General features: G+C 69.3%; 15 protein-coding genes. 6 read left to right on the top strand and 9 right to left on the bottom strand.

Translation table 11 applies throughout. The features are described from left to right. Positions 1-6 precede the first annotated feature (6 nt). Positions 7-2,658 carry an alpha-ketoglutarate dehydrogenase gene (gene mdeB, locus RT97_RS03450; RefSeq protein WP_042577388.1) on the bottom strand — a complete coding sequence of 884 codons (2,652 nt, stop codon included), beginning with the start codon at positions 2,656-2,658 and terminating at the stop codon, positions 7-9. A gap of 105 nt (positions 2,659-2,763) precedes the next feature. On the opposite strand from mdeB, the gene RT97_RS03445 reads away from it, so the two are divergent. Continuing rightward, positions 2,764-3,240, top strand: a complete 477-nt coding sequence (locus RT97_RS03445) for an Lrp/AsnC family transcriptional regulator (protein ID WP_042577527.1) — start codon at positions 2,764-2,766, stop codon at positions 3,238-3,240. Positions 3,241-3,277: 37 nt separating this feature from the next. Here the strand turns inward: RT97_RS03445 and RT97_RS03440 are convergent, their stop codons facing one another. Together RT97_RS03440 and mltA are read right to left on the bottom strand one after the other, a co-directional pair. Beyond that, a complete protein-coding gene (locus RT97_RS03440) occupies positions 3,278-5,521 on the bottom strand; it encodes a PhoX family protein (RefSeq protein ID WP_042577387.1) in 2,244 nt (747 codons plus the stop codon). A gap of 120 nt (positions 5,522-5,641) precedes the next feature. After that, positions 5,642-6,790, bottom strand: coding sequence for a murein transglycosylase A (gene mltA / locus RT97_RS03435; protein ID WP_042577386.1), 1,149 nt, complete (start codon positions 6,788-6,790; stop codon positions 5,642-5,644). On the opposite strand from mltA, the gene RT97_RS33370 reads away from it, so the two are divergent. The 3 genes from RT97_RS33370 (at position 6,789) to RT97_RS03425 (ending at position 8,455) form a co-directional block, all read left to right on the top strand. Continuing rightward, positions 6,789-6,950 carry a hypothetical protein gene (locus tag RT97_RS33370; RefSeq protein WP_172672149.1) on the top strand — a complete coding sequence of 54 codons (162 nt, stop codon included), beginning with the start codon at positions 6,789-6,791 and terminating at the stop codon, positions 6,948-6,950. The two genes, mltA and RT97_RS33370, sit on opposite strands and share 2 nt — an antisense overlap. Positions 6,951-7,147: 197 nt before the next feature. Beyond that, positions 7,148-7,807, top strand: coding sequence for an OmpA family protein (locus RT97_RS03430; protein WP_042577385.1), 660 nt, complete (start codon positions 7,148-7,150; stop codon positions 7,805-7,807). A gap of 81 nt (positions 7,808-7,888) precedes the next feature. Further along, entirely contained in the window at positions 7,889-8,455 is a 567-nt protein-coding gene (locus tag RT97_RS03425; RefSeq protein ID WP_042577384.1) for an OmpA family protein, read from the top strand. Between the two features lie 4 nt (positions 8,456-8,459). Here the strand turns inward: RT97_RS03425 and RT97_RS03420 are convergent, their stop codons facing one another. From RT97_RS03420 to RT97_RS03405, 4 genes are all read right to left on the bottom strand, one after another. Then, positions 8,460-9,086 (bottom strand): response regulator transcription factor, encoded by a 627-nt coding sequence (locus tag RT97_RS03420; RefSeq protein ID WP_042577383.1) that lies wholly within the window; start codon positions 9,084-9,086, stop codon positions 8,460-8,462. Positions 9,087-9,216: 130 nt separating this feature from the next. Continuing rightward, positions 9,217-11,268 (bottom strand): two-component system sensor histidine kinase NtrB, encoded by a 2,052-nt coding sequence (locus tag RT97_RS03415; RefSeq protein WP_042577382.1) that lies wholly within the window; start codon positions 11,266-11,268, stop codon positions 9,217-9,219. A 2-nt stretch (positions 11,269-11,270) separates the two neighbouring features. After that, positions 11,271-12,086, bottom strand: coding sequence for a carbon-nitrogen hydrolase family protein (locus RT97_RS03410; protein WP_042577381.1), 816 nt, complete (start codon positions 12,084-12,086; stop codon positions 11,271-11,273). Continuing rightward, complete coding sequence (locus RT97_RS03405) at positions 12,083-16,273, bottom strand: YhdP family protein (protein WP_042577380.1); 4,191 nt, start codon at positions 16,271-16,273, stop codon at positions 12,083-12,085. Before RT97_RS03405 ends, RT97_RS03410 begins: the two co-directional genes overlap by 4 nt. Before the next feature lie 25 nt (positions 16,274-16,298). On the opposite strand from RT97_RS03405, the gene glnE reads away from it, so the two are divergent. After that, positions 16,299-19,103, top strand: coding sequence for a bifunctional [glutamate--ammonia ligase]-adenylyl-L-tyrosine phosphorylase/[glutamate--ammonia-ligase] adenylyltransferase (gene glnE, locus RT97_RS03400; protein ID WP_042577379.1), 2,805 nt, complete (start codon positions 16,299-16,301; stop codon positions 19,101-19,103). Next, on the top strand, positions 19,096-20,154 hold the full coding sequence (locus RT97_RS03395; protein ID WP_042577378.1) for a septal ring lytic transglycosylase RlpA family protein: 1,059 nt from the start codon (positions 19,096-19,098) through the stop codon (positions 20,152-20,154). Before glnE ends, RT97_RS03395 begins: the two co-directional genes overlap by 8 nt. 10 nt (positions 20,155-20,164) lie before the next feature. Here RT97_RS03395 and RT97_RS03390 read toward each other — a convergent pair whose 3' ends face one another. Both RT97_RS03390 and RT97_RS03385 read right to left on the bottom strand, forming a co-directional pair. Continuing rightward, positions 20,165-20,626, bottom strand: a complete 462-nt coding sequence (locus RT97_RS03390) for a carboxymuconolactone decarboxylase family protein (protein ID WP_042577377.1) — start codon at positions 20,624-20,626, stop codon at positions 20,165-20,167. A gap of 87 nt (positions 20,627-20,713) precedes the next feature. Next, positions 20,714-21,595, bottom strand: coding sequence for an RNA polymerase sigma-70 factor (locus RT97_RS03385; RefSeq protein ID WP_042577376.1), 882 nt, complete (start codon positions 21,593-21,595; stop codon positions 20,714-20,716). Positions 21,596-21,611 lie beyond the last annotated feature (16 nt).

Here is a 21,611-nt window from a genome sequence, read left to right as displayed (position 1 = left end):
CCGGGCTCAAGCCAATGCGTAGCGCGCAGCCCGCGCGATGCTCGCCGCGTCCACGCCGAAGAACGAACGCAATGCCGCGCGCGTGTCGCTGCGCCCGAACCCGTCGGTGCCGAGCGTGAGGTAGCGGCGGCCTTCGGGAAGGAAGGCGCGCACGCTCTCGGGCACGCTGCGCACATAGTCGGTGGCAGCGACGATCGGGGCCTTGCCCTTGCCCAGTTGCCTAGCGATGAACGCCTCGCCGGCCGATTCGCCAGCGATGGCGCGCTGCTCGCAGGCCAGGCCGTCGCGCGCGAGTTCGCTCCAGCTCGTGACGCTGAACACCTCGGCCTCGATGCCCTCATCGGCCAGCAGTTGCGCAGCCTTCACGACCTCGGTGAGGATCGCGCCCGAGCCCATCAGCGTCACCTTCTTCCTGGCCTTTCCGGAAGCCGGCGCATACGTGCCGAAGCGATAGCAGCCGCGCAGGATGTCGCCTTCCGCACCCGCGGGCACGTCAGGCTGCGCGTAGTTCTCGTTCATGAGCGTGACGTAATAGAAAACGTCCTTCTGCTCGACCATCATTTCGCGGATGCCCGCATCGACGATCACCGCCATCTCGCCCGCATAGGCCGGGTCGTAGGCCTTGCAGTTGGGGATGGTCGCGGCCACGAGGTGGCTGCTGCCGTCCTGGTGCTGCAGGCCTTCGCCGCCGAGCGTGGTGCGGCCCGAGGTAGCGCCCAGCAAAAAGCCGCGCGCGCGCTGGTCGGCCGCGGCCCAGATCGCATCGCCCACGCGCTGGAAGCCGAACATCGAGTAGTAGATGTAGAACGGCAGCATCGCCAGGCCGTGCACGCTGTAGCTGGTGGCCGCGGCCGTCCAGCTCGCGATGGCGCCGGCTTCGCTGATGCCTTCTTCGAGGATCTGCCCGTCGGTGGCTTCGCGGTAGCTCAGCACCGAGCCGATGTCTTCGGGCGCATAGCGCTGGCCCACGCTCGAATAGATGCCCACCTGCTTGAAGAGATTCGCCATGCCGAAGGTGCGCGCCTCGTCGGCCACGATGGGCACGATGCGCGGGCCGAGCGCCTTGTCCTTCATGAGGTTGCCCAGCATGCGCACGAACGCCATGGTGGTGCTCATTTCCTTGCCGGCGGCGGCCGTGGCGAACTGCGCATAGCTCGCGATGTCGGGCTTGGGCACCACCTCGCACGCGGTCTCGCGGCGCGGCATGGCGCCGCCGAGCGCTTCGCGGTGCTGGCGGAGGTACCGCATCTCGGCGCTGTCTTCGGCGGGGCGGTAGAAGTCCATCGCGGTGGCCTGCGCGTCGGTGAGCGGCAGGTTGAAACGGTCGCGGAACTCGATGAGGTCCACGTCGCCCATCTTCTTGTGCGAGTGCGTGGTCATCTTGCCCTGTGCGGCGCTGCCCATGCCGTAGCCCTTCTTGGTGTGGGCGAGGATCACCGTGGGCTGGCCCTTGTGCTTGGCCGCTGCGGCGTAGGCCGCGTGGATTTTCACGAGGTCGTGGCCGCCGCGCTTGAGGCGGTCGATCTGCTCGTCGGTCATGCCTTCGGCCAGGCGCGCGAGTTCGGGGTTCTGGCCGAAGAAGTTGTCGCGGTTGAAGCGGCCGTCCTTCGCGGCGAAGGTCTGCATCTGGCCGTCGACGGTGTTGGCGAACGCGCGCGCCAATGCGCCGCTCACGTCCTGCGCGAAGAGGCCGTCCCAGTCGCTGCCCCACACGAGCTTGACGACGTTCCAGCCCGCGCCCGCGAAGAGCTTCTCCAGCTCGTCGATGATGCGGCCGTTGCCGCGCACCGGGCCGTCGAGGCGCTGCAGGTTGCAGTTGACGACCCACACGAGGTTGTCGAGTTTCTCGCGCGCGGCGAGCGTCAGCGCGCTCATCGATTCGGGCTCGTCCATCTCGCCGTCGCCGAACACGCCCCACACCTTTCGGCCTTCGCAATTGAGCAGGTTGCGGTGCGTGAGGTAGCGCATGAAGCGCGCGTGGTAGATCGAGCTGATGGGGCCGATGCCCATCGAGCCGGTGGGGAACTGCCAGAAGTCCGGCATCAGGTACGGATGCGGATAGCTGCTGAGGCCCCGCGCCCCGCTGCCTTCCGTGAAGGCCGGCGCGGTCAGTTCCTGGCGGTAGTGCGCAAGGTCTTCTTCGCTCAGGCGGCCTTCGAGATACGCACGCGCATAGACGCCCGGCGCGCTGTGCGGTTGGAAGAACACGAGGTCGCCGCGATGCTGCTCGCTGCGCGCATGGAAGAAGTGGTTGAAGCCGGTCTCGAACAGGTCGGCCGCGCTTGCGTAGCTGGCGATGTGGCCGCCGAGTTCGCCATATGCCTGGTTGGCCTTGGCCACCATCGCGAGCGCGTTCCAGCGCATCAGCGAAGCCAGGCGCTCTTCGACCGCGAGGTCGCCCGGGAACGGCGGCTGGTCTTCCGCCGCGATGGTGTTGACGTACGGCGTTGCCAGCTCGGGCTGCCAGCCGATGCGCTGCTGCCGTGCGAGGCGCGCCAGCTCCACCAGCATCTGGCGCGCGCGCTGCGGGCCGTGCGTTTGCGCCAGCGCCAGGAAGGCGTCTCGCCATTCGGCGGTTTCTGCGGGATCGGGGTCGTGCGACATGGGGCTGTCGAGCAACAGGGCGCGCATCTGGTCGGCTGAAATCGGGGCGTTCATGGCGGCACTTTAAGCCGGCATGCGGAAAATTAGCTACCGGCGCAGGCAATTCCATGCCGCGGTCGCAGCATAAAATTCCGCCACCTCTTGATTTCGAAGCATTTCATGCAACTCGATGCCATCGACCTGCGCATTCTCGACGAGCTGCAACGCGACGGCGCGCTGTCGAACGTGGAGCTCGCGCGCCGCGTGCACCTGTCGCCTTCGCCGTGCCTGGCGCGCGTGAAGATGCTCGAAGCCAACGGCGTGATCGACCGCTACGTGGCCCTTGCGAGCGCGAAGGCGCTGGGGCTCGGGCTCAACGTGTTCATCTCAATCAGCCTCACCACGCAGAGCAAGCAGTCGCTCGCCGACTTCGAGCAGCGCATCGCCGAGCACGACGAGGTGATGGAGTGTTACCTGATGACCGGCGACAGCGACTACCTGATCCGCATCGCCGTGGCCGACATGGCGGCGCTGGAGCGGTTCATCATGGAGCAGCTCACGCCGATTCCGGGCATCGAGAAGATCCGCTCGAGCTTTGCGCTCAAGCAGGTCAGATACAAAACGGCGCTGCCGTTGCCGACAGCGCCGTTGAACTAGGCACGTCCCCGAGGCCTTCGCCCCGGGGCCAAGGAACTCAGAGGCCGATCAGGCCGCCGTCGTTCTTCGTGATGACCACGGTGGCCGAGCGCGGGCGCGCCGTGCCGCCTTCGGGCCAGTGGCTGCCGAACTTCGACGGGTCGCCGATGTTGGCGGCCGGCGTCGTCTCGCCCGGGTGCTGGATGTTGACGAACAGCGCGCGGCCGTCGCCCGATTCGGCGATGCCGGTGATCTCGCAGTCCTTCGGGCCGACCAGGAAGCGGCGCAGGCCGTCGGTGCCGGGGGCCTTGCCCACGAAGGTCGCCTGCGTACCGGTGGTGGCGCCGTCGACGTTGGTGATGGTCTTGGCCGCGCCGTCGCCGACCTTGCCCGGCAGTGCCGCGAGCAGCATGCAGTTGGTCACGTCGGTGTACTTGCCGTCGTCGGTCTCCAGCCACAGCAGGCCGGGGGCGGCCTGGCTGAACCACATGCCGTCGGGGCTGGAGAAGTCGTTGTCGGCGCCCAGGGCCGAGAGGTTCACGTCGGCCGCCGCGGTCGAGCGCGCGCCGAAGAGGTAGCAGTCCCACTTGAAGGTCACGGCCGTCGGGTCGCCGCCGGTATCGGCAAAGCGCACGATGTGGCCGTTCGGGTTGCCCTTCTGCGCGGTCTGGGCCGGGCCCTTCGGGTCGTTGTACGAACGCGGGTTGGCCGCGTCGGTGCCGCCGACCGGGCGAGCCGTGTTGTTGGTGAGGGTGAGGTAGACCTCGCCGTTCTTCGGGTTGACGGCCGTCCACTCGGGGCGGTCCATCTTCGTGGCGCCGGCCGCATCGGCGGCGTGGCGCGCGTTGATCACGACGTCGGCCGCATCGGCGAACGCATAGCCGGCGTAGCCCGCGGTGATGTTGTTGACGCCCAGCTTCAGCTCCAGCCAGTTGCCGGTGCCGTCGGCGTTGAAGCGCGCGACGTAGAGCTTGCCGTCGTCCATGTACTTGTCGCCGGCCGCGATGCCGCCGCCGATGTCGGCCGCGTCCCAGGCCTTGGTGGAGACGAACTTGTAGAGGTACTCGTTCTGCGAGTCGTCGCCCATGTACCAGACCAGCGGCTTGCCGACCACGACCGGGCCGAGGCAGGCGCCTTCATGGCCGAAGCGGCCGAGCGCGGTGCGCTTCCTGGGCGTGCTGGCGGGTGCGAACGGATCGATCTCGACCACCCAGCCGTAGGTGTTGGAGCCGTTGCGGTAGTCGTCCAGCGCGGTGGCGCCGATGACTTCGGTGTTCCAGCGGCCATAGAGGCCGTCGGCCGTGTCGGGCGTGACGGTGGCCCAGAGTTCGCGGCCGGTGCTGGCCACGCCGTAGCGGTTGAAGCTCGCGATTTCCTTGGCGGTGCGCTTGGGGTCGTCGGTGGCCTTGGTGCGGCGGAAGTAGCCGGCCCAGTTTTCTTCGCAGGTGAGGTACGTGCCCCAGGGCGTGGTGCCGTTGGCGCAGTTGTTCAGCGTGCCGCGGGTCTTGCTGCCGTCGGTGGAGTACTTGGTCTTCAGCGCGTCGGTCTTGGCGGCCGGGCCCGAGAAGGTCATCTCGGTGAGCGTGTGGACGCGGCGGTTCAGGCTCGCGTCCTGCTTGTAGGTCCAGGTGTTGCCGACCTTGTTGACCTCGATCACGCTCACGCCGTGCAGGTAGAACTCGCGCAGCACTTCGTCCGCGACGGTGCGCACGCCGCCCACCACCGTCTGGCCGGTGGGGTGCAGGAACAGCGGCGTGATGGCTTCGTGGTTCATCACCAGCAGGCCGCGCGATGCGTTGACGGGGTCCCACTTGTTCGACGCGTTGATGCCGAAGAAGGTCATGCCGTCGTGGTGGTCGCCGGCGCGGCGGTCGTACGTGGCCGGTGCGTCGGTGCCGTCGTTGGCATAGGCGGGCACGCCGGCGGCGATCGGGTCGCCCAGGCGATAGAGCACGCTGGCGGTGTAGCCGGCGGGCACGCTCACCACGTCGTCCAGGCTCTTGGCCACGGCATTGAAGTTCAGCTTGAGGGGCGCTGCACCCGGGGCAGGCGCGGGTGCGGGTCCGGGGGCGGGTGCCGGCGCGGGTGCGGGCGGCAGGATGGGGAAGTTGGTCCCGCCGCCGCCACCACCGCCGCAAGCCTGCAGCAGCGCCGTGCCGGCGGTGCCCACGCCCAGGCCGAACAGGCTGCGGCGGCTCAGGCGCGAGGCGATCAGGTCGGAGAACGAGGGATTGGCGGTGGGATTGGTGCCGATATCGTCGAGGTCGATTCCGGATTCGTCGGAACGGGTGTTTGCGGTCATGCGCAATTTCTTTCGTGGGTTGAAAAGGAAATCAACCCGCGAAGTTAGGCACTTCGCATGACACCCGCGTGAAACGCTCAGGTTCTGGTCAGGTGCATTTGTTCCAGCACCACGCACCGTTCAAGGTGCGGGCAGTTGCCTCGGCCACAGCGCCCAGAGGCGCAGCGGCTGGTTCACGCTCGCGGCCAGCCGGCCCGCATCGGGACCGGTGCCTGCGAAGTAATCGGCGCGCACTGCGCCCAGGATCGCGCTGCCGGTGTCCTGCGCCACCACCAGCTTCTGCAACTGCGCGGCCGGCCCGCTCGATGCGAGCCACACCGGCGTGCCGTAGGGAATGCTCTCGCGGTCGACCGCGATGGATCGACCCGCCGTGAGCGGCACGCCCTGTGCGCCGCGGGGACCGAAGGCCGCATCGACCTCGCTCATCGTTTCCTCGCGGAAGAACACGTAGCGCGGATTGCTCCACAGAAGCTGCGACACGCGCTGCGGGTTCTGCACGGCCCAGGCCTTGGTGTCGTCGGGCCACTTGCCCACCTTGCTCACGCCCTGGCTCATGAGCCACTGCTGCACGCTGCGGTAGGGCTGCTCGTTGGTGGCCGAGAAGGCCACGCGGACCGTGTGCTGGTAACCGTTGGCCTCGGTGATGCGCAGGCGCCCGGAGCCCTGGATGTGCAGCATCAGCGCATCGATGGGGTCGGCCATCCACGCGATCTCGCGGCCGCGCAGGGCGGCCTGGGCTTCGGGCAGGGTCTCGATTTCCTGGCGCGTGTACCAGGGGCGCTTGGGCACGAGGCCATCCGGCGCCTGATAGAGCGGCACGCTGAAGGTGGCGTTGGGGACGCGGGAGGCTTCGTACACCGGCTCGTAATAGCTGGTGAGCTTGCCTTCGCTCTGGCCCGCGAGCGACTCGACGCGGTAGGGCTGCAGCCGGTCGGTCATCCACTGGCGCTGCTCTTCGGGCGTGGCGATGGCCAGCTGGCGCACCTCGCGGCACAGCGGCGCGAAGGCGGCGTTGGGGCGCGAGCAGTTGGCCAAGAGCGCGATCCAGGCTTCGTGCAGCGGGTCTTCGCCGAAGCCCGGGAGCTCCGCCCAGCCGACCGGCACCCAGCGGCTCTTGGGGTGCGTGAGCGAGCCGGTCAGCGGCCCGAGGTCGCGCGGCGGGGTGGCGGAAGGTCGGGTGGGGGCGTCGGGCACGCGGGGGCCGACGGAACAGCCGGCGAGCGTTGCTACGATCGCAAGCCCGACCAGCCACTGGAGTCCATTTCTCATGGGTTTGATTCTGCTTGAAGCCCTCGCCGCGGGACTCGTGTTCATTTTGATCATCTGGTGGACCATGTTTTCCGGCCGCAGCAAGGGTGAATTGCACGACGACGCCGAGCCCGAAACGGACCGCGCTCCCGATGATCGCGACCCGCCGCCCAAACCGTGAATTGCTTGCGTAGCCGCGGGCCGCGCGCGCATGTCGGAGAAGCACCTGCTCGCTATTACTTTAGTAGCAATCATCGCAGCAAACACGGGCAACGGCGAAGGTTTTCTTATTTTCCGTAGGGCCTTGAGCCCGTACCATCGCGTACGCTCCCGGGGCTAAGCTCTGGCCCGCTTGATTCAACATCGAAAGGGATCCCCATGAAAAAGTTCGTACTCGCCACCTGCGCCACCGCCATCGTCCTGTCCGGCTGTGCCGGCGGCATGACCGACACGCAACGCAACACCGGCATCGGCGCGGGCATCGGAGCCCTGGGCGGCGCCGCGATCGGCTCGGCCACCGGCGGCAACCGCGGTGCCATCGGCACGGGCGCCGTCGTCGGCGCGGCAGCCGGCGCGCTCGGCGGCTACCTGTGGTCGCAGCGCATGGAAAACCAGAAGCGCCAGATGGAAGCCGCCACGCAGGGCACCGGCGTGGCCGTGACCCAGACGCAGAACAACGAGCTGAAGCTGGCCATTCCGAGCGACGTGTCGTTCGACGTGGGCCGCGCCAACATCAAGCCGAACTTCGCACCGGTGCTCGACCAGTTCGCCAGTGGCCTGCGCAACAACCCGAACGCCGAGGTGCGCATCATCGGCCACACCGACAGCACCGGTTCGGACGCCATCAACAACCCGCTGTCGGTCGACCGCGCCACCAGCACGCGCGACTACCTGGTCGCCCGCGGCGTGAACGCAGCGGCCTTCCGCATCGAAGGCCGCGGCTCGCACGAGCCGGTGGCCGACAACAACTCCGACGCCGGCCGTGCGCAGAATCGCCGCGTCGAAATCTACGTGGGTGAGCGCGGCCCGCGAGGCTAAGCCGCATCCACAGGGGAAACCGGCCGCATCGAACGGCCGGTTCCCGTCATCTTTTCAATGGTCCATATAGAGGGAAAACTCATGAGGAAGCTTCTTGTCTCGGGTGCAGCAGCAGCGGCTGCGTTGATGTTCATTGCAGGTTGCGCTTCGCAGTCCGCACCGCCGCCGGCAGCCGCGCCGGCCGCACAGCCGGCACCGCCCGCCAACAGCTGGACAGCGCGCCTGGCAGCCCTGAAGACCGACCTGGAAGCCTCCACCAAGGGCACGGGCGTGGTGATCGAGCAGACCGCCGACAACCAGCTGCACGTGGTCATTCCGAATGAGCTCTCGTTCGACACGGGCCGCTCCAACGTCAAGCGCAACCTCGCACAGGTGCTCGACAAGGTCGCCGAAGGCCTGAAGACCGCCACCGCCGCCAGCGTGCGCGTGGTCGGCCACACCGACAACACGGGCAGCGAAGAAGGCAACGAGCGCCTCTCGGTGAGCCGCGCCGACAGCGTGCGCAACCACCTGGTGGGCCGTGGCGTGTCGACGACCGCGATCACGACCGACGGCCGCGGCTCGCGCGAACCGCTGGCCGACAACGGCACGGCGGCCGGCCGTGCGCAAAATCGCCGCGTCGAGATCTTCGTGGCGGAAAAGGCCTGACCTTTTAAAGGTCCCGAAGTCGGTTCGCCAATTCGACGGCCGACTTCACTTCCATCTTCTCGAACACGCGCGCCCGGTGGACTTCCACCGTGCGCACGCTGATGGCCAGCTGATCGGCGATCAGCTTGTTCGGCAGTCCCTCGACCACGAGCCGCATCACGTCGCGCTCGCGGTCCGTCAGTTCGGCAACGCGCTCTGCAAGATTGCGGCGCGCTTGCTGCACCTCGAGCGCCCGCAGCGACGCTCCGAGCGCCTGCTCGATGCGGTCGACCAGCGCGTTGTCCGAGAACGGCTTCTCGCAGAAATCGAAGGCACCGCGCTTGACGGCGTCGACCGCCGTCGGCACGTCCGCATGGCCAGTGAGGAAGATCACCGGCATCGCGTCCAGCAGGCCGCGCTCGGCCAACCGGTCGAACAGCACCAGCCCGCTGGTGCCCGGCATGCGCACGTCGAGCAGCAGGCAGCGCGGCTGATCGGGCAGCGGGCCCTGCGCGAGCAACTGCTCGAACGCCTCGGCGCTGCCGAAATGCTCGCTGGCCAGGCGCCGCGAGCGCAGCAGCCAGGCCAGCGCCTCTCGCACGCTGGCGTCGTCGTCGACGATATAGATGAGTCCATCGATCAGCGGTTGCATATCCATTCCAAAAACAGGCGCGTCCCCTTCAAGGAGGGACAACGCGGAGCCGGCTTCGCCGGGCCGCAGGTGCCGCTCCCGGCGAGGGCGAAGGAGAAGCGGCACGAAGTGCGCGAAGCCCGGGGGTGAATCATGTACTGGGCAGGGTAAAGCGGAAGATCGTGCCGCGCGGCCGGTTGGGTTCGTGCATCAAGGCGCCGCCATGCTGCTCCACCACCGTGCGGCACAGGCTCAGGCCGAGCCCCATGCCGTCGGCGCGCGTGGTGAAGAAGGGCGTGAAGAGCCGCTCGGCCACGTCCTCGCCGATGCCGCAGCCGAGATCGGCCACCGAGAACTCTAGCCAGCGCCGCGCGTCCTCGGTGCCCGGGCCGCCCACCGCCACGGCGCGCGCCACGCGCAGCCGCAGCACGCGGCTGCCGACGTTGTCGGGGCTGTCCATCGCCTGCATCGCGTTGCGCGCGAGGTTGAGCAGCACCTGCTCGACCAGCGTGCGGTCGCACATGGCCGCGGGCAGCCGGTCTTCGAGCACCACCTCGATGATCACGCCCAGCTTGCGCGCCTGCAGCCGCACCAGCGGCAGCACCGCATCGATCAGCGCCTGCGGCGCGACGGCCTCTCGCGTGCGGTCGCGCCGGCGCACGAAGTCGTGCACGCTGCGGATCACCTGGCCCGCGCGGTCGGCCTGCTCGGCGATGCGCCTGACGGCCATGGCCACTTCGCCCTGGTCGCCCTTGGCATTCGGCCCGAGCAGGTTGAGCGAGCCGCTCGCATAGCTCGCGATCGCGGCCAGCGGCTGCGTGAGTTCGTGGCTCAGGAGCGAGGCCATCTCGCCGACCGTGGCCAGGCGCGCGCTGGCCTGCAGGCGCTCCTGGCTCGCGCGCGAGAGCTCCTCGATGCGGCGCTGCTCGCTCACGTCGATGAACGCGCTCATCCAGCCGGTCTGCACGCGGTGCGCGTTGATGAGCGGCGCCTCGAAGATCAGCACCGGAAAGCGCGTGCCGTCCTTGCGCATGAAGACCGATTCGAAGCCCTCGCGCGGCGGCATGCCGCCGGCCAGCCGCCGTGCCTGGCGCTGCTGGTATTCGTGCGCCAGCTCGGTGGGCCAATAGGGCGCCTCGGGGGCGTCGGCGCTGTCGGCCATCAGTTCTTCGGGGGTGAAGCCCACCATCTCGCAGAAGGCCGGGTTCACGTAGGTGATGCGCCCCTGCAGGTCGCGTGCGCGCAGGCCCGTGATGACCGAGTCTTCCATGGCCTTGCGAAAGGCGAGCGCATCGGCCAGGTCGCGCTCGGCGCGCAGGCGCCTGCGCGTGTCTCGCGCGAGCAGCACCAGCACCGACACCAGCGCGATCGAGATCGCGGTGACCAGCGCCGTGAGCATGTTCGGAAACAGGTCGGGCGCGGCGCGCCAGCCGTCGACGCGCAGCATCAGCGCGGTGCCCGGCAGGTCGATCAGCTGCTGCGAGGTAAAGACACGCGTGCCCACGCGGCGCGAGCTGCCCAGTGCCACCAGCCGCGTGCCGTCGGCCTCGGTGAAGGCCACCTCCTGTCCGCGCGTGAGCGTGGGGCCGACCAGCTCGATGAGCGCATCGCGCAGCGAATAGCTCGCAATGAGGAACCCGCCGGCGTCGATCGGCACGCAGAACTCCATCACCTCGACACCGCCGCCGCCCGGAATCGGCACATAGTGGCTCGGCGAGTACGCGCCCGCGCCGAGCTTGCGGGCGGCCGCGCACGCCAGCATCACGTCGGACTGCTCGGGGCCGCGGCTGGCCTCGTCGAGAAGGCGCTTGCGGTAGGGCGTGTCGATCGCCTCGATCGGGCGCAGCGCCGCGTCGCGCCATTCGATGCGCAGCCACTCGCGATGCTCGCGCAGCAGGGCGGCCGCAGCATCGTTCCATTGCGCGCGATCGGTGCCCGGGGTCTGCGTGGCACGCAGGCTCTGCGCGTTGCGCTGGAAGCCGCTGCGCAGGTCGGACACGGCATCGGCGGTGTCGCGGTCGAGCTGCGCCTGCACCTGCTCGACCTCGTGCCGCCCCGCGAGCCACACCACCGTGACCAGCAGCACCGACACCAGCACCGCGAGCAGCAGCCACAGGAACCAGCGCTGCCACAGTGAACGCAGGCGCGCGAACGCGGAGCGCGCCCACCGCTGCGGTGCGACGGTCAACAGCGCATCGGGCATCGCTAGAGAACGCAGTGCGACAGGACGGGCAGTTGCGTGCGCGTGCGCTCGATCTGCCTTGCATCGATGTCGAACAGCACCACGCCTTCTTCGCTCGCCTGCTGGGCCACCACCGTGCCCCACGGGTCCACGACAAGCGACTGGCCCCAGGTCTGGCGGCCGTTTTCATGCGTGCCGCCCTGCGCGGGCGCCACCACCCAGGCGAGATTTTCGATGGCGCGCGCGCGCAGCAGCACCTCCCAGTGGGCGGCGCCGGTCGTGCGGGTGAAGGCGCTGGGCACCAGCAGCAGGTCGGCGCCTTCCTTGGCGAGCGCGCGGTAGAGCTCCGGAAAGCGCAGGTCATAGCAGACGCTCATGCCGATGCGCCAGCTGTGGCCGTCGCGCGAAGGCAGGTCGAACACGACGGGCTTGGCGCCCGGGGCGATCACGCGGCGTTCGTCGTAGCGCTCGGTGCCGTTGTCGAAGAAGAAGAGATGGATCTTGTCGTAGCGCGCCACGCACTTTCCATCGGGCGAGAAGGCCAGGGAGCTGTTGAAGACGTGCTCGGCATCGGTGCTCTCGATGGGCAGCGTGCCGCCCACGATCCACAGCCCGAACTCGCGCGCCGCATCGGCCAGGAACCCCTGCACCATGCCCGCCCCGGCCGTCTCGCGCAGGCCCAGCTTGTCGGTGTCGCGCGCGCCCATCATGCAGAAATACTCGGGCAGCACCGCGAGCTCGGCGCCTGCCGCGGCGGCCTCTGCGAGCAGGTCGTGGGCGCGTGCGAGGTTGGCTTCGCGGGCGATGGCCGACACCATCTGGATGGCTGCGACTTTCATTGTGTGGTCTCCGTGTTCTTGCCTTCTTCCGCGGTCGAGGAGCCCGTCGGGCCTGCCTGGCCTGCCTGGCCCGCCTGGCCGGGCAGCTGCAGCGTGCGCGGAACCTTGGCTATTTTGGGGTCGGCCCAGGTACCCTCGATGTGGAACTCCTGCGTGGCGGCGGCGGCGAGCGGCTTGCTCAGCACCCACTGCGCGAGGAAGGTGCCCAGGCCGATGGCCGGGTTGATGGCGGTCGCCACCAGCGCGGCGGTGCCCGCGTTGATCTCGGGCACCACCACCACGCGCAGGTTCTGCGTCTCGCGCACGATGTCGGCCGAGCCGTCCATGAGCGCCGCGGCGTTCACGCCCTTCATCTGCAGGTTGTTGGTGCTCGCGATGCCCTTGTTGATCTTGGCGTCGCCGCGGATGAAGTCGAAGGCGAACCCTTGGCTGAACACGTCGCGGAAGTCCAGCGTGAGCCGGCGCGGCAGCGCCTGCAGGCTCAGCACGCCCAGGAGCTTGGCCAGGCCCGGGTCGGCCTTGAGGAACTGGCCCGACTCCACATCGACCTGAAGATTCCCGCCCAGGCTCGGGTAGTCGAGCGAGAACGGCGAGCCGCGCCAGTTGACTTCGCCCTCCATGCGCCCCTTGCCGCGCCGCAGCACGCCGGGCATGCCGAAGCGCGCGAGCAGGTCGCCGGCATCGGCGATGTCCAGCTTGAAGGTCATGGCCGTGCGGCGCTGGGCGGCCGCGGCGCCGGGGATGGCGGCCCAGGTGCCCTTGGCCGCGAAGCTCGCCTCGGGCATGGTGAAGGTCAGCTTGTTCAGGAGCCACTCGCGGCCCGCGCCGCCGCGGTTGACCGCATCGATCTCCGCACGGCCCAGGCGCTTGCCGAGCAGCTCGAAGTCGTCGATCACGATGTCGAGCGCGGGCAGCGTGCCTGGTTGCTCGTCGAGCAGGGCCTCGACCTGCGTTGCCTCGGAAGGCGCGATCTTCAGGCGCGCGAGCCGCGCGTAGAGCCGGCCGGCCTGCGTGTGGCGGTACTCGGCGTAGCCGCTCAATTCGGTGGCGTCGATGTTGGCGCGCCAGAGCGCGCCCTCGCGGGTGCCGCCCAGCACCACGTTGTGCAGGGTGCGCCCGGCGATGCCCAGTTGCTGCGCGCGCACCGCGATGCGCGTGGGCAGGTAGGCCTGCGCGGCGTCTTCGCCGGTGCCGGGGGTTTCGCTCGGGGCACTGCTTGCTGCGGCGCCCAGGAGCGACTCCCATGCGGCGATGTCGAGCTTGGCCACGTTGACGTTCGCGAACACGCCCTTGTCGGGCAGGCTCGCGGTCTCGCCGGCCGCGAGGCCGACGCCGAAGCTGCCGCGCAGCACGCGCGCCTCGGGGCCCGAGATGTCGCGAACGAACTGGACCGAGCCGACGCGGCCCAGCTCCAGCGAGAGCTGGTCCTGCGTGGCGACGGTGACGCCGCCCTGGCGGGAATCGCGGGTCTCGCGCGCCAGCACCTTCTTCTCGATACGAAGAGGCATCTGCTCTTCGGCCGTCTTCACGAGCGGTGCCGGCAGCTGCAGGGCGAGGCCCTGCAGGCTGCTCGTCATCAGGAGTTCGGAGGCGCCGTCGCGCACCGAGAACGTGGCCGCATACGGCGTGCTGCCGGTGGCCTTGGCGGCCAGACGCGCGAGCCAGTCGGCCTCGCGCGCGCTGCGCAGGCCTTCGGCGGTGGCCGTGCCCTGCGCCTTCAGCGCGACCTCGCGGTTGGGGCCGGTGAAGCGCCCCTTGCCTTCGATGCGGATGTCGCCACCCAGCAGCTTCGCCTGCACGCCGGCCAACGAAAAGCCGGTCTCGGTGAAGTTCAGCGTGCCCTTGCTGTGCGTGAGCGAGGGCGCCTCGGGCACGAGCTGCAGTTCGTTGTCGGCCAGCACGACGCTGGCCTGCACCTTGGCGTTGTCCATCGCCGCGAGCGGCAGCTCCAGGTGCAGCTTGTAGTCGGCCGAACCGGTGGCGCGCGCGGCGCGCATGATCTCGCCTGTCTCGCCGGCCAGCGGCGCACCCGCGCGCAGCACCTCGCCGAGCGGACCCTTGGCCTGCACGTCGACGCGCAGCACTTGCGCGTGGTGCGACAGTTCGGGGATCTGCGCCTCGCCCTTGGTCACCTCGACACCGGTGGCGCCGACCAGGCGGCCGCGCGCATTGCGAACCAGCATGCTGTCGCGCTCGAACACCAGTTCGCCCGAAAGGCCGGTGAGTGCCGGCCACACCGGCGCGGGCGCCGCGCCGCGCGGCGACGCGGCCGCGAGCGAGGGCGGCACATAGGCGTAGTTGACATCCGCCACCTTGGCGGCGATGCGGAAGTCGCCCAGCTTCGGGTCCTTGAAAGGCATGTCGTGCAGGTCGCCGCGCACGCGGAAGTCGACGGTGCTGGCGGTGCCCTTGGTGACAGCGTCGCGCACGTAGTCGCGCGTGTGCTGGGGGATGTCGAGCGGCAGGTAGCGGAACACGCGCGTGCCGTCGGCGCGGGTGAGCTTGCCCTGCAGCTCGAGCACGCCGGGAAAGCGGCCCTTGCCGCTGGAGACGGCCGGATCGCTGGTGCGCCAGGTCGCTTCGGCATCGCCTTCGGCGTCGGTGTTGGCGAAACGCAGCTTGGCGACCTGCACCTGCGCGTTGCCGTTGTCCAGCTTCCACTGGAGCTGGGTCGTGAGCCGGTCGATCGGGATGACGGGCTCCTCGAACACGCCCGGGAATTCGAGCGTGCCCTGCGCGATGGCCAGCGTGGCCGTGCCGCCGGTCTGGGTGGCGTCGAAGTCGACGGTGGCACCGCTCAGGCCGGGCGTGCCGGGGTGGGCGTGAGGGGGCGTTGCCGCTGCGGTGGCGGGGGTCGCGGGGGTCGCGGGAATGGCCGGCGAGGCCGGTGTTGCAGGCGCCGGCTGCGAGGCGACGCGCAGGCCGCTCACGCGGCCGCGTGCCTGGTACTTGTCGGGCGCGCCGAGCGAGCCCTGCCAGTTGAGGTCGATGTGTTCGACCAATCCGCGCGGCGCATAGCTGTCGAGCACGCGGTGCGTGGCTTCGCCCAGCGGCAGGCGATCGGCGATGAGCGCGAGCGCGGCCAGGTCGAGCCGGTCGGCGCGCAGGGCGCCCTTCTCCGGCGTGCGGCCCTTGGCCGGCGTGTGCTGCAGCCAGAGGTTGCCGCCGGGCCAGCGCAGGCCGTCCGACGTGTCGAACTGCAGCGCGGTGGTCGAGAACTCGAGCGTGTTGTCGTCCAGCTGGCCTGCCAGGCGCCCGGTGACCGAGCGCAGCACCAGCGGCTGCAGCCCCTTGCCGAGCGAGGCATCGACGCTGCCGAGCCCCAGGTCGGCCGCGCCGCCCACAAGCTGGCCGTCTTCCACGTCGGCCCAGAGGCGCACTGCGCCGCTGCCTTCGCGGATGCGCGCGTCGAGCGAGACATATCGGCCCAGGCGGGTGACGTCGATGTAGGGCAGGTCGGCGTAGATCTGGCCGTCCCAGGTCTGCCAGCGGCCGGTGCGCACCGACAGCAGCGGCTGGCGGAACTGCCCGCGCAGCGTGAAGCGCTGGCCCCAGCCGGCCGGCGGCGTGGCGTCGAGCCGAAGACCGTGGCGGCGCCCCCCGTTGCGCGCCACGAAGCGCACGTCGGTCAGCAGCAGCGGCTCGGCCTTGCGCTGCTCGTCGGTCCAGCGCACGGTACCGCCTTCGATGACCAGCTCGCGCTGCGCGAAAAACCAGTCGGCGGCGCGGGTCTCTCCGGTCGTATCGGTGTCCATGTGCAATCCAGCCACATGGAGTTTTCCCTGAGCATCGCGGCGCACGTCCAACTGCGGACCTTCGATGTAGAGCTGCTCGAAGTTCAGGCGCCAGAGCGATCGCGGCGACACGCTGGCCACCACGCGCACGAGGCGAAGGGCCTCGCGCTTGTCGGCATCCTGGAGCACCACGTCGCGCAGTTCGAAGGCGGGGAAAAGCCCCTCGGGGCGGGCGGTGATAGAGCCGATGCGCACCGGCACGCCGATGGCCTTGCTAGCCTGTGCCTCCAGTGCGCCGCGAAAATCACCGATTCGCGGCACAATCCACGCGTGTAGGACAACGACTGACAGCGCCAGCAGAAGCCATGCAGCGATCAGCAAACCCAACAGCCAGCGCGCCGTCACAGCGGTGATTTTGAGCAGACGTGAAGGGGTAGACGCCGTGTCGTTCATTGAGGATCGCGCTGTGTCGGGAATTATGACCGCCAGCATTCAGAGGGGTTCCACGGAAACCGATAGCAGTGTGAACCAGTTGCCAGCCACTTCGACGCCGGACGCGCAGGTCGCGTTCTCTTCCTACTCCCGTTTCGTCCAGCGCCTTCGTCGCAGGTATGCGGCCGAGCTTGCATTGCTTCCTCCCGGCGAGCCGCGGCGCGAGTCGATGACCGTGGCCTTCGAGGCATTGCGCCAGCGCGGCGATGCGGTGGGCGATGCCTTGCGCATTGTCCGGCAGCTGGTGATGGAGCGGCTGGTGACGCTCGACTGCGACCGGCAGGCCCCTCTTGCCGTGGTGACCACCGCGGTCACCGAACTGGCCGAGTTCGCCCTGGACATCGCCTGCGCCGACGCCTGCCACGAACTCGATGCCGTGCATGGCGCGCCGCTCGGCCCTGAAGGCCAGCGCGCGCAGCTCTGGGTGATCGGCATGGGCAAGCTCGGCGCGCGCGAGCTCAACGTGTCGAGCGACATCGACCTCATCTACCTGTACGACTTGGACGGCGAGACCAAGGGCGACGCCGACGGGCGCGGGCGGCTGGCGAACCAGGAGTACTTCTCGCGCGCCGTCAAGCGCATCTACGCGCTGGTGGGCGACACCACCGAGCACGGCTTCGTGTTCCGTGTCGACCTGGCGCTGCGGCCCAATGGCAACTCGGGGCCGAGCGTGGTCTCGCTCGACGCGCTCGAGGAGTATTTCCAGGTGCAGGGCCGCGAGTGGGAGCGCTTCGCCTGGATGAAGAGCCGCGTGGTGGCGCCGCGCGACGTCGTGCTGGGCGGCCATGCCCAGGGCCTGCGCGGCGCGGTGCTGCCCTTCGTGTTCCGCCGCTATCTCGACTACAGCGTGTTCGATTCGCTGCGCACGCTGCACCGGCAGATCCGCGAGCAGTCGGCGCGCCGCAGCGCCGGCCGGCCCGAGCGCGCGAACGACGTCAAGCTCTCGCGCGGCGGCATCCGCGAGATCGAATTCACCGTGCAGCTCCTGCAGGTGGTGCGCGGCGGGCAATTCCCCGAACTGCGCACGCGGCCCACGCTCGATGCGCTGCAACGCCTCGCACGCGCCAACCTGATGCCGCAGGAAACCGCCGACGCGCTGGCCCTGGCCTACGAGTTCCTGCGCCGCGTGGAGCACCGCATCCAGTACCTGGACGACCAGCAGACCCATGTGCTGCCGGTGGCCGACGACGACCTGCGCTGGATCGCGCAGTCGATGGGCTACGCCGACTGCTGCCCCTTCCTCGCGCAGCTGGACACGCATCGCGAGTTCGTCGCGCAGGAGTTCGACAAGCTGCTCGGCGGCGAGAAACCCTGCAACGGCAAGTGCAGCGGCAAGAAGGCCGCGGCGCCTGCCGACCTGGCGGACCTGCTGGACGACCTGCCGCCCGTCTTCGCCGAGCGCATCCGCGACTGGTGCGAGACGCCGCGCGTGCTCGCCCTGCGCGAGGAAACCCGGGGGCGCCTGCGCCAACTGGTGCAGCGCACCGGCCAGTGGCTGAAGGAACCCGACGGCGACGGCGCGGGGCAGACGCCGCGCCACGTCGATGCCGCGATGCGCTGGGCCGACTGGATCGAGCCGCTGATGCGCCGCGAGAGCTACCTGGCGTTGCTGGTCGAGCGGCCCGCGGTGCAGGAGCGCCTCTTGCGCCTGCTGGGCGCTGCGAAGTGGCCCGCGCGCTACCTGATGCAGCACCCGGGCGTGATCGACGAGCTTGCAAGCGACGAGATGCTGTCCGGCCGCTTCGTGGCCGACGAGTTCGAGCGCGAGCTCGAGGCGCGCCGCGCATCGCTCACCCGCACCGGCGAGGCCGACGAAGAGCGCCTCTTGAACCTGCTGCGCCATGCCCACCATGCGGAGGTGTTCCGCACCCTGGCGCGCGACGTGGACGGCCGCATCACCGTCGAGCAGGTGGCCGACGACCTGAGCGCGCTGGCCGACACCACGCTGCGCATAACTGCCCGCTGGTGCTGGCCGCATGTGCGCAACCGCCACCGCGAGGTGGCGCAGTTCGCGATCATCGGCTACGGCAAGCTGGGCGGCAAAGAGCTGGGCTACGGCAGCGACCTGGACATCGTGTTCGTCTACGACGATGACGACGAGCGCGCCGGCGAGGTCTATGCGGCCTATGTGCGCAAGCTGATCAACTGGCTCACGGTGAAGACGCGCGAGGGCGACCTGTTCGAGATCGACACGGCGCTCAGGCCCAACGGCAATTCGGGCCTCCTCACCACGAGCTTCGAGGCCTACGAGAAGTACCAGCTCAGGCGCGGCAGCAACACCGCATGGACCTGGGAGCACCAGGCCATGACGCGCGCGCGCTTCGTGCTGGGCAGCGCGGACCACGGCGCCGAACTGGGCGCGCGTTTCGACCAGGTGCGCGAGGCCGTGCTGGTGTCGCCGCGCGACCGCGAGGCGCTCAAGGCCGAGATCATCGCGATGCGCAACAAGCTGCGCAGCGCCCGGCCGGTGAAAGCCGACCGCTTCGACGTGAAGCACAGCCCCGGCGGCATGGTCGATGCCGAGTTCGCGGTGCAGTTCCTGGTGCTGTCGTCCTCTGGCGATCACCCGGAACTGATCCCCAACGTGGGCAACATCGCGCTGCTGTTGCGCGCCGAGCTGGCGGGGCTCCTGCCCGAAGGCATCGGCCGCAGCGCGGCACGGGCCTACCGCGAGTTGCGCCGCGTTCAGCATCGCGCGCGCCTGAACGAGGAGCCGACCCAGGTCACACCGCCCGCACTGGCCGCGGAACGCGAAGCCATGCTCGCGTTGTGGAAGGCGGTATTTGGCTGAGGGAGCCCGCACCCGCACGACGACCGCGCTGGCTGCGTGCGCGGTTGCCGTCGCCGTCCTCCTGGCCGGTTGTGCGAGCGGCACACGCAGCGGCGGCAGCGCCTCCAGCGGCCGCGACGGCGCTGGGACGAACATTCCCCCGGATCTCGATCGCGTGCCCGACGCCGAGCCCCGCATCGAGCCGATCCGCGGCAGCGGCGGCACCAGCAAGCCCTACACGGTGCTGGGCCGGGGCTACCAGCCGATCACCGACGACCGGCCGTTCCAGGAGTCCGGCATCGCCTCGTGGTACGGCCGCAAGTTCCATGCGGCATCGACCGCGAGCGGCGAGCCCTACGACATGTACGCGATGACGGCCGCGCACAAGACACTGCCGCTGCCCAGCTATGTGCGGGTGCGCAACCCCGCCAACGGGCGCGAGGTGATCGTGCGGGTGAACGACCGCGGGCCCTTCGTGGACGGCCGGATCATCGACCTGAGCTATACGGCCGCGCTCAAGCTGGACCTGCTGCGCGGCGTGGCGCCGGTGGAAATCGAGCGGATCACGAACGAGGACATCCGCACCGGCGCGTGGCGCAGGGATTCGGGGACGGCGTATGCCGCCGCGGCCCCGTCGGAGCCGCAAGGCGCCGTGGCGGTGTCGGTGCCCGTGCCCTCGGCATGGGTCGCGCCGGTGGCGATGAGTGCGCCGGTGGCTTCGGCGATGCCGGTCGTGCCCCAGTCGCCCGTGGCGCCGATCGCACCTGCGGAGTTGCCCGCTGCACAGGCAGCGCCGCCGGCCACCGAGTCGGGCGCTGCGCCATCCTCCGCCCCGGTGGCGGGCTTCTGGGTGCAACTGGGCGCTTTCCGCGAACGCGACGGCGCAGAGACCATGCTGAGCCAGGCCGCACGCGGACTGCCTTCGCTGGCGCCGCAGCTGCGCGTGTTCAGCGAGGCGGGCACGCACCGGCTGCAGGCCGGGCCTTTCGCCTCGCGCAATGCCGCCAGCGAAGCCGTCGCGCAATTGCGCGAGAGCCTGCGGATCGCGCCGATGGTGGTCGAGCGCCGCTGAAGGGCCGGTCTCAGTCCAGCGTCTTCACGGCGACCGGCACGCGCATGCCGACGTTGATCCGGTTCCAGGTGTTGATCTGCGCAATAGCCACGGTGAGCTCGGCGATCTCGACGTCGCTGAACTGTGCCTTCAGGGCTTCGAACTCGGCCTCGCGCTCGTCGTGGTGATCGGCCAGGCGCGTGAGCGATTCGGCCCAGGCCAGCGCCGCGCGCTCGCGCTCGTTGAAGAAGCTCACTTCGCGCCAAGTGGCCAGGCTGTTGATGCGCTGCCATCCTTCGCCCTGCTTGCGCAGGTCGCGCACGTGCATGTCGAGGCAATAGGCACAGCCGTTGATCTGCGAGACGCGGGCGAAGACGAAATCGAGCACCGTCTTGCCGACGGTGCTGGCGTCGATGCTCTCGTTGACGCCCAGGATGGCCTGGAAGGTCTTGGGGATGGTCTTGAACCAGTTCAGGCGAGGGGTCGTGTTCATGAGAAGGCTCCGGTTGGGTGGTTGAAAAATCTGCTTCCTACCCACTGAAGACGGGCCAGCCATCGGCCCTGTGACACGCCGCGCGAACTATTTCGAGGCAACGATCTGTGCAATGCGCGCGAGCTTGTCCGGGTTGCGCTGCACGCGGATGCGCGCGATGCGGTCGTCCTCGATCTCGAAGGTCTGCGCCGATTCGAGTTCGCCGTCGATGAAGCGCAGGAGACCGGGTTCGCCGTTGATTTCCACCATCTCCATGCGCACCGCCGGGCCCATGCGGCGCCAGAGCGAGAAGTAGAGCTGCGCCAGGCGCTGGTTGCCGGTGAGGACCTTGCTGAAGGTCTGCACCTTGCCGCCGCCGTCGCCAATGAGCTCGACCTCCTCGGTCATCAGCGCCTTCAGGTCCTGCATGCTGCCGCGCGCGGCGGCGTCTGCGAAGGCGCGCAAGAGGCGCTGGTGGGTTTCGCGCGAGACCTGGTAGCGCGGGCGGGCGTCCTGCACCTGCGCCTTGGCGCGGTGCACCAGTTGGCGGCAGGCGGCTTCGCTCTTGCCGAGCGTGAGCGCCACTTCGTCGTAGTCGGCATCGAACACCTCGCGCATCAGGAAGGCGGCGCGCGCCTCGGGAGCGAGGCGCTCGAGCACGGCGAGGAAGGCGACGGAGATGTTGTCGGCGCGCTCGAGCGATTCCTCGGGCGTATCGGGCGACTCGGTCAGCGTCGGCTCGGGCATCCAGGCGCCGATGTAGTGCTCGCGCTGGACCTTGGCAGCGCGCAGCCGGTCGATCGACAGGCGCGTGACGACGGTCACGAGCCAGGCTTCGGCGCTGTCGAAACTGGCCTTGTCGGCCTCGTGCCAGCGCAACCAGGCGTCCTGAACCACCTCTTCGGCCTCGGCAACGGAGCCGAGCATGCGGTAGGCGATGCCCTGGAGGCGGCGACGGTGGCTGTCGAAGGTGAGGGTCGGGTCGTCCATGCCCGATTAGACGTTC

This window comes from Variovorax paradoxus, assembly GCF_000834655.1.
Lineage (GTDB): Bacteria > Pseudomonadota > Gammaproteobacteria > Burkholderiales > Burkholderiaceae_C > Variovorax > Variovorax paradoxus_F.
The sequence above is the reverse complement of the archived record's forward strand: the minus strand, read 5'-3'. Positions and strand labels throughout refer to the sequence as shown.

What these genes read in the sequence shown, in the direction of transcription:
- glnE (WP_042577379.1), top strand. Translation starts at nt 16,299, where the DNA reads ATGACCGCCAGCATTCAGAGGGGTTCCACGGAAACCGATAGCAGTGTG.
- RT97_RS33370 (WP_172672149.1), top strand. Translation starts at nt 6,789, where the DNA reads ATGGGTTTGATTCTGCTTGAAGCCCTCGCCGCGGGACTCGTGTTCATT.
- RT97_RS03420 (WP_042577383.1), bottom strand. Translation starts at nt 9,086, where the DNA reads ATGCAACCGCTGATCGATGGACTCATCTATATCGTCGACGACGACGCC.
- RT97_RS03425 (WP_042577384.1), top strand. Translation starts at nt 7,889, where the DNA reads ATGAGGAAGCTTCTTGTCTCGGGTGCAGCAGCAGCGGCTGCGTTGATG.
- mdeB (WP_042577388.1), bottom strand. Translation starts at nt 2,658, where the DNA reads ATGAACGCCCCGATTTCAGCCGACCAGATGCGCGCCCTGTTGCTCGAC.
- RT97_RS03405 (WP_042577380.1), bottom strand. Translation starts at nt 16,273, where the DNA reads ATGAACGACACGGCGTCTACCCCTTCACGTCTGCTCAAAATCACCGCT.
- RT97_RS03415 (WP_042577382.1), bottom strand. Translation starts at nt 11,268, where the DNA reads ATGCCCGATGCGCTGTTGACCGTCGCACCGCAGCGGTGGGCGCGCTCC.
- RT97_RS03440 (WP_042577387.1), bottom strand. Translation starts at nt 5,521, where the DNA reads ATGACCGCAAACACCCGTTCCGACGAATCCGGAATCGACCTCGACGAT.
- RT97_RS03410 (WP_042577381.1), bottom strand. Translation starts at nt 12,086, where the DNA reads ATGAAAGTCGCAGCCATCCAGATGGTGTCGGCCATCGCCCGCGAAGCC.
- mltA (WP_042577386.1), bottom strand. Translation starts at nt 6,790, where the DNA reads ATGAGAAATGGACTCCAGTGGCTGGTCGGGCTTGCGATCGTAGCAACG.
- RT97_RS03445 (WP_042577527.1), top strand. Translation starts at nt 2,764, where the DNA reads ATGCAACTCGATGCCATCGACCTGCGCATTCTCGACGAGCTGCAACGC.
- RT97_RS03385 (WP_042577376.1), bottom strand. Translation starts at nt 21,595, where the DNA reads ATGGACGACCCGACCCTCACCTTCGACAGCCACCGTCGCCGCCTCCAG.
- RT97_RS03390 (WP_042577377.1), bottom strand. Translation starts at nt 20,626, where the DNA reads ATGAACACGACCCCTCGCCTGAACTGGTTCAAGACCATCCCCAAGACC.
- RT97_RS03430 (WP_042577385.1), top strand. Translation starts at nt 7,148, where the DNA reads ATGAAAAAGTTCGTACTCGCCACCTGCGCCACCGCCATCGTCCTGTCC.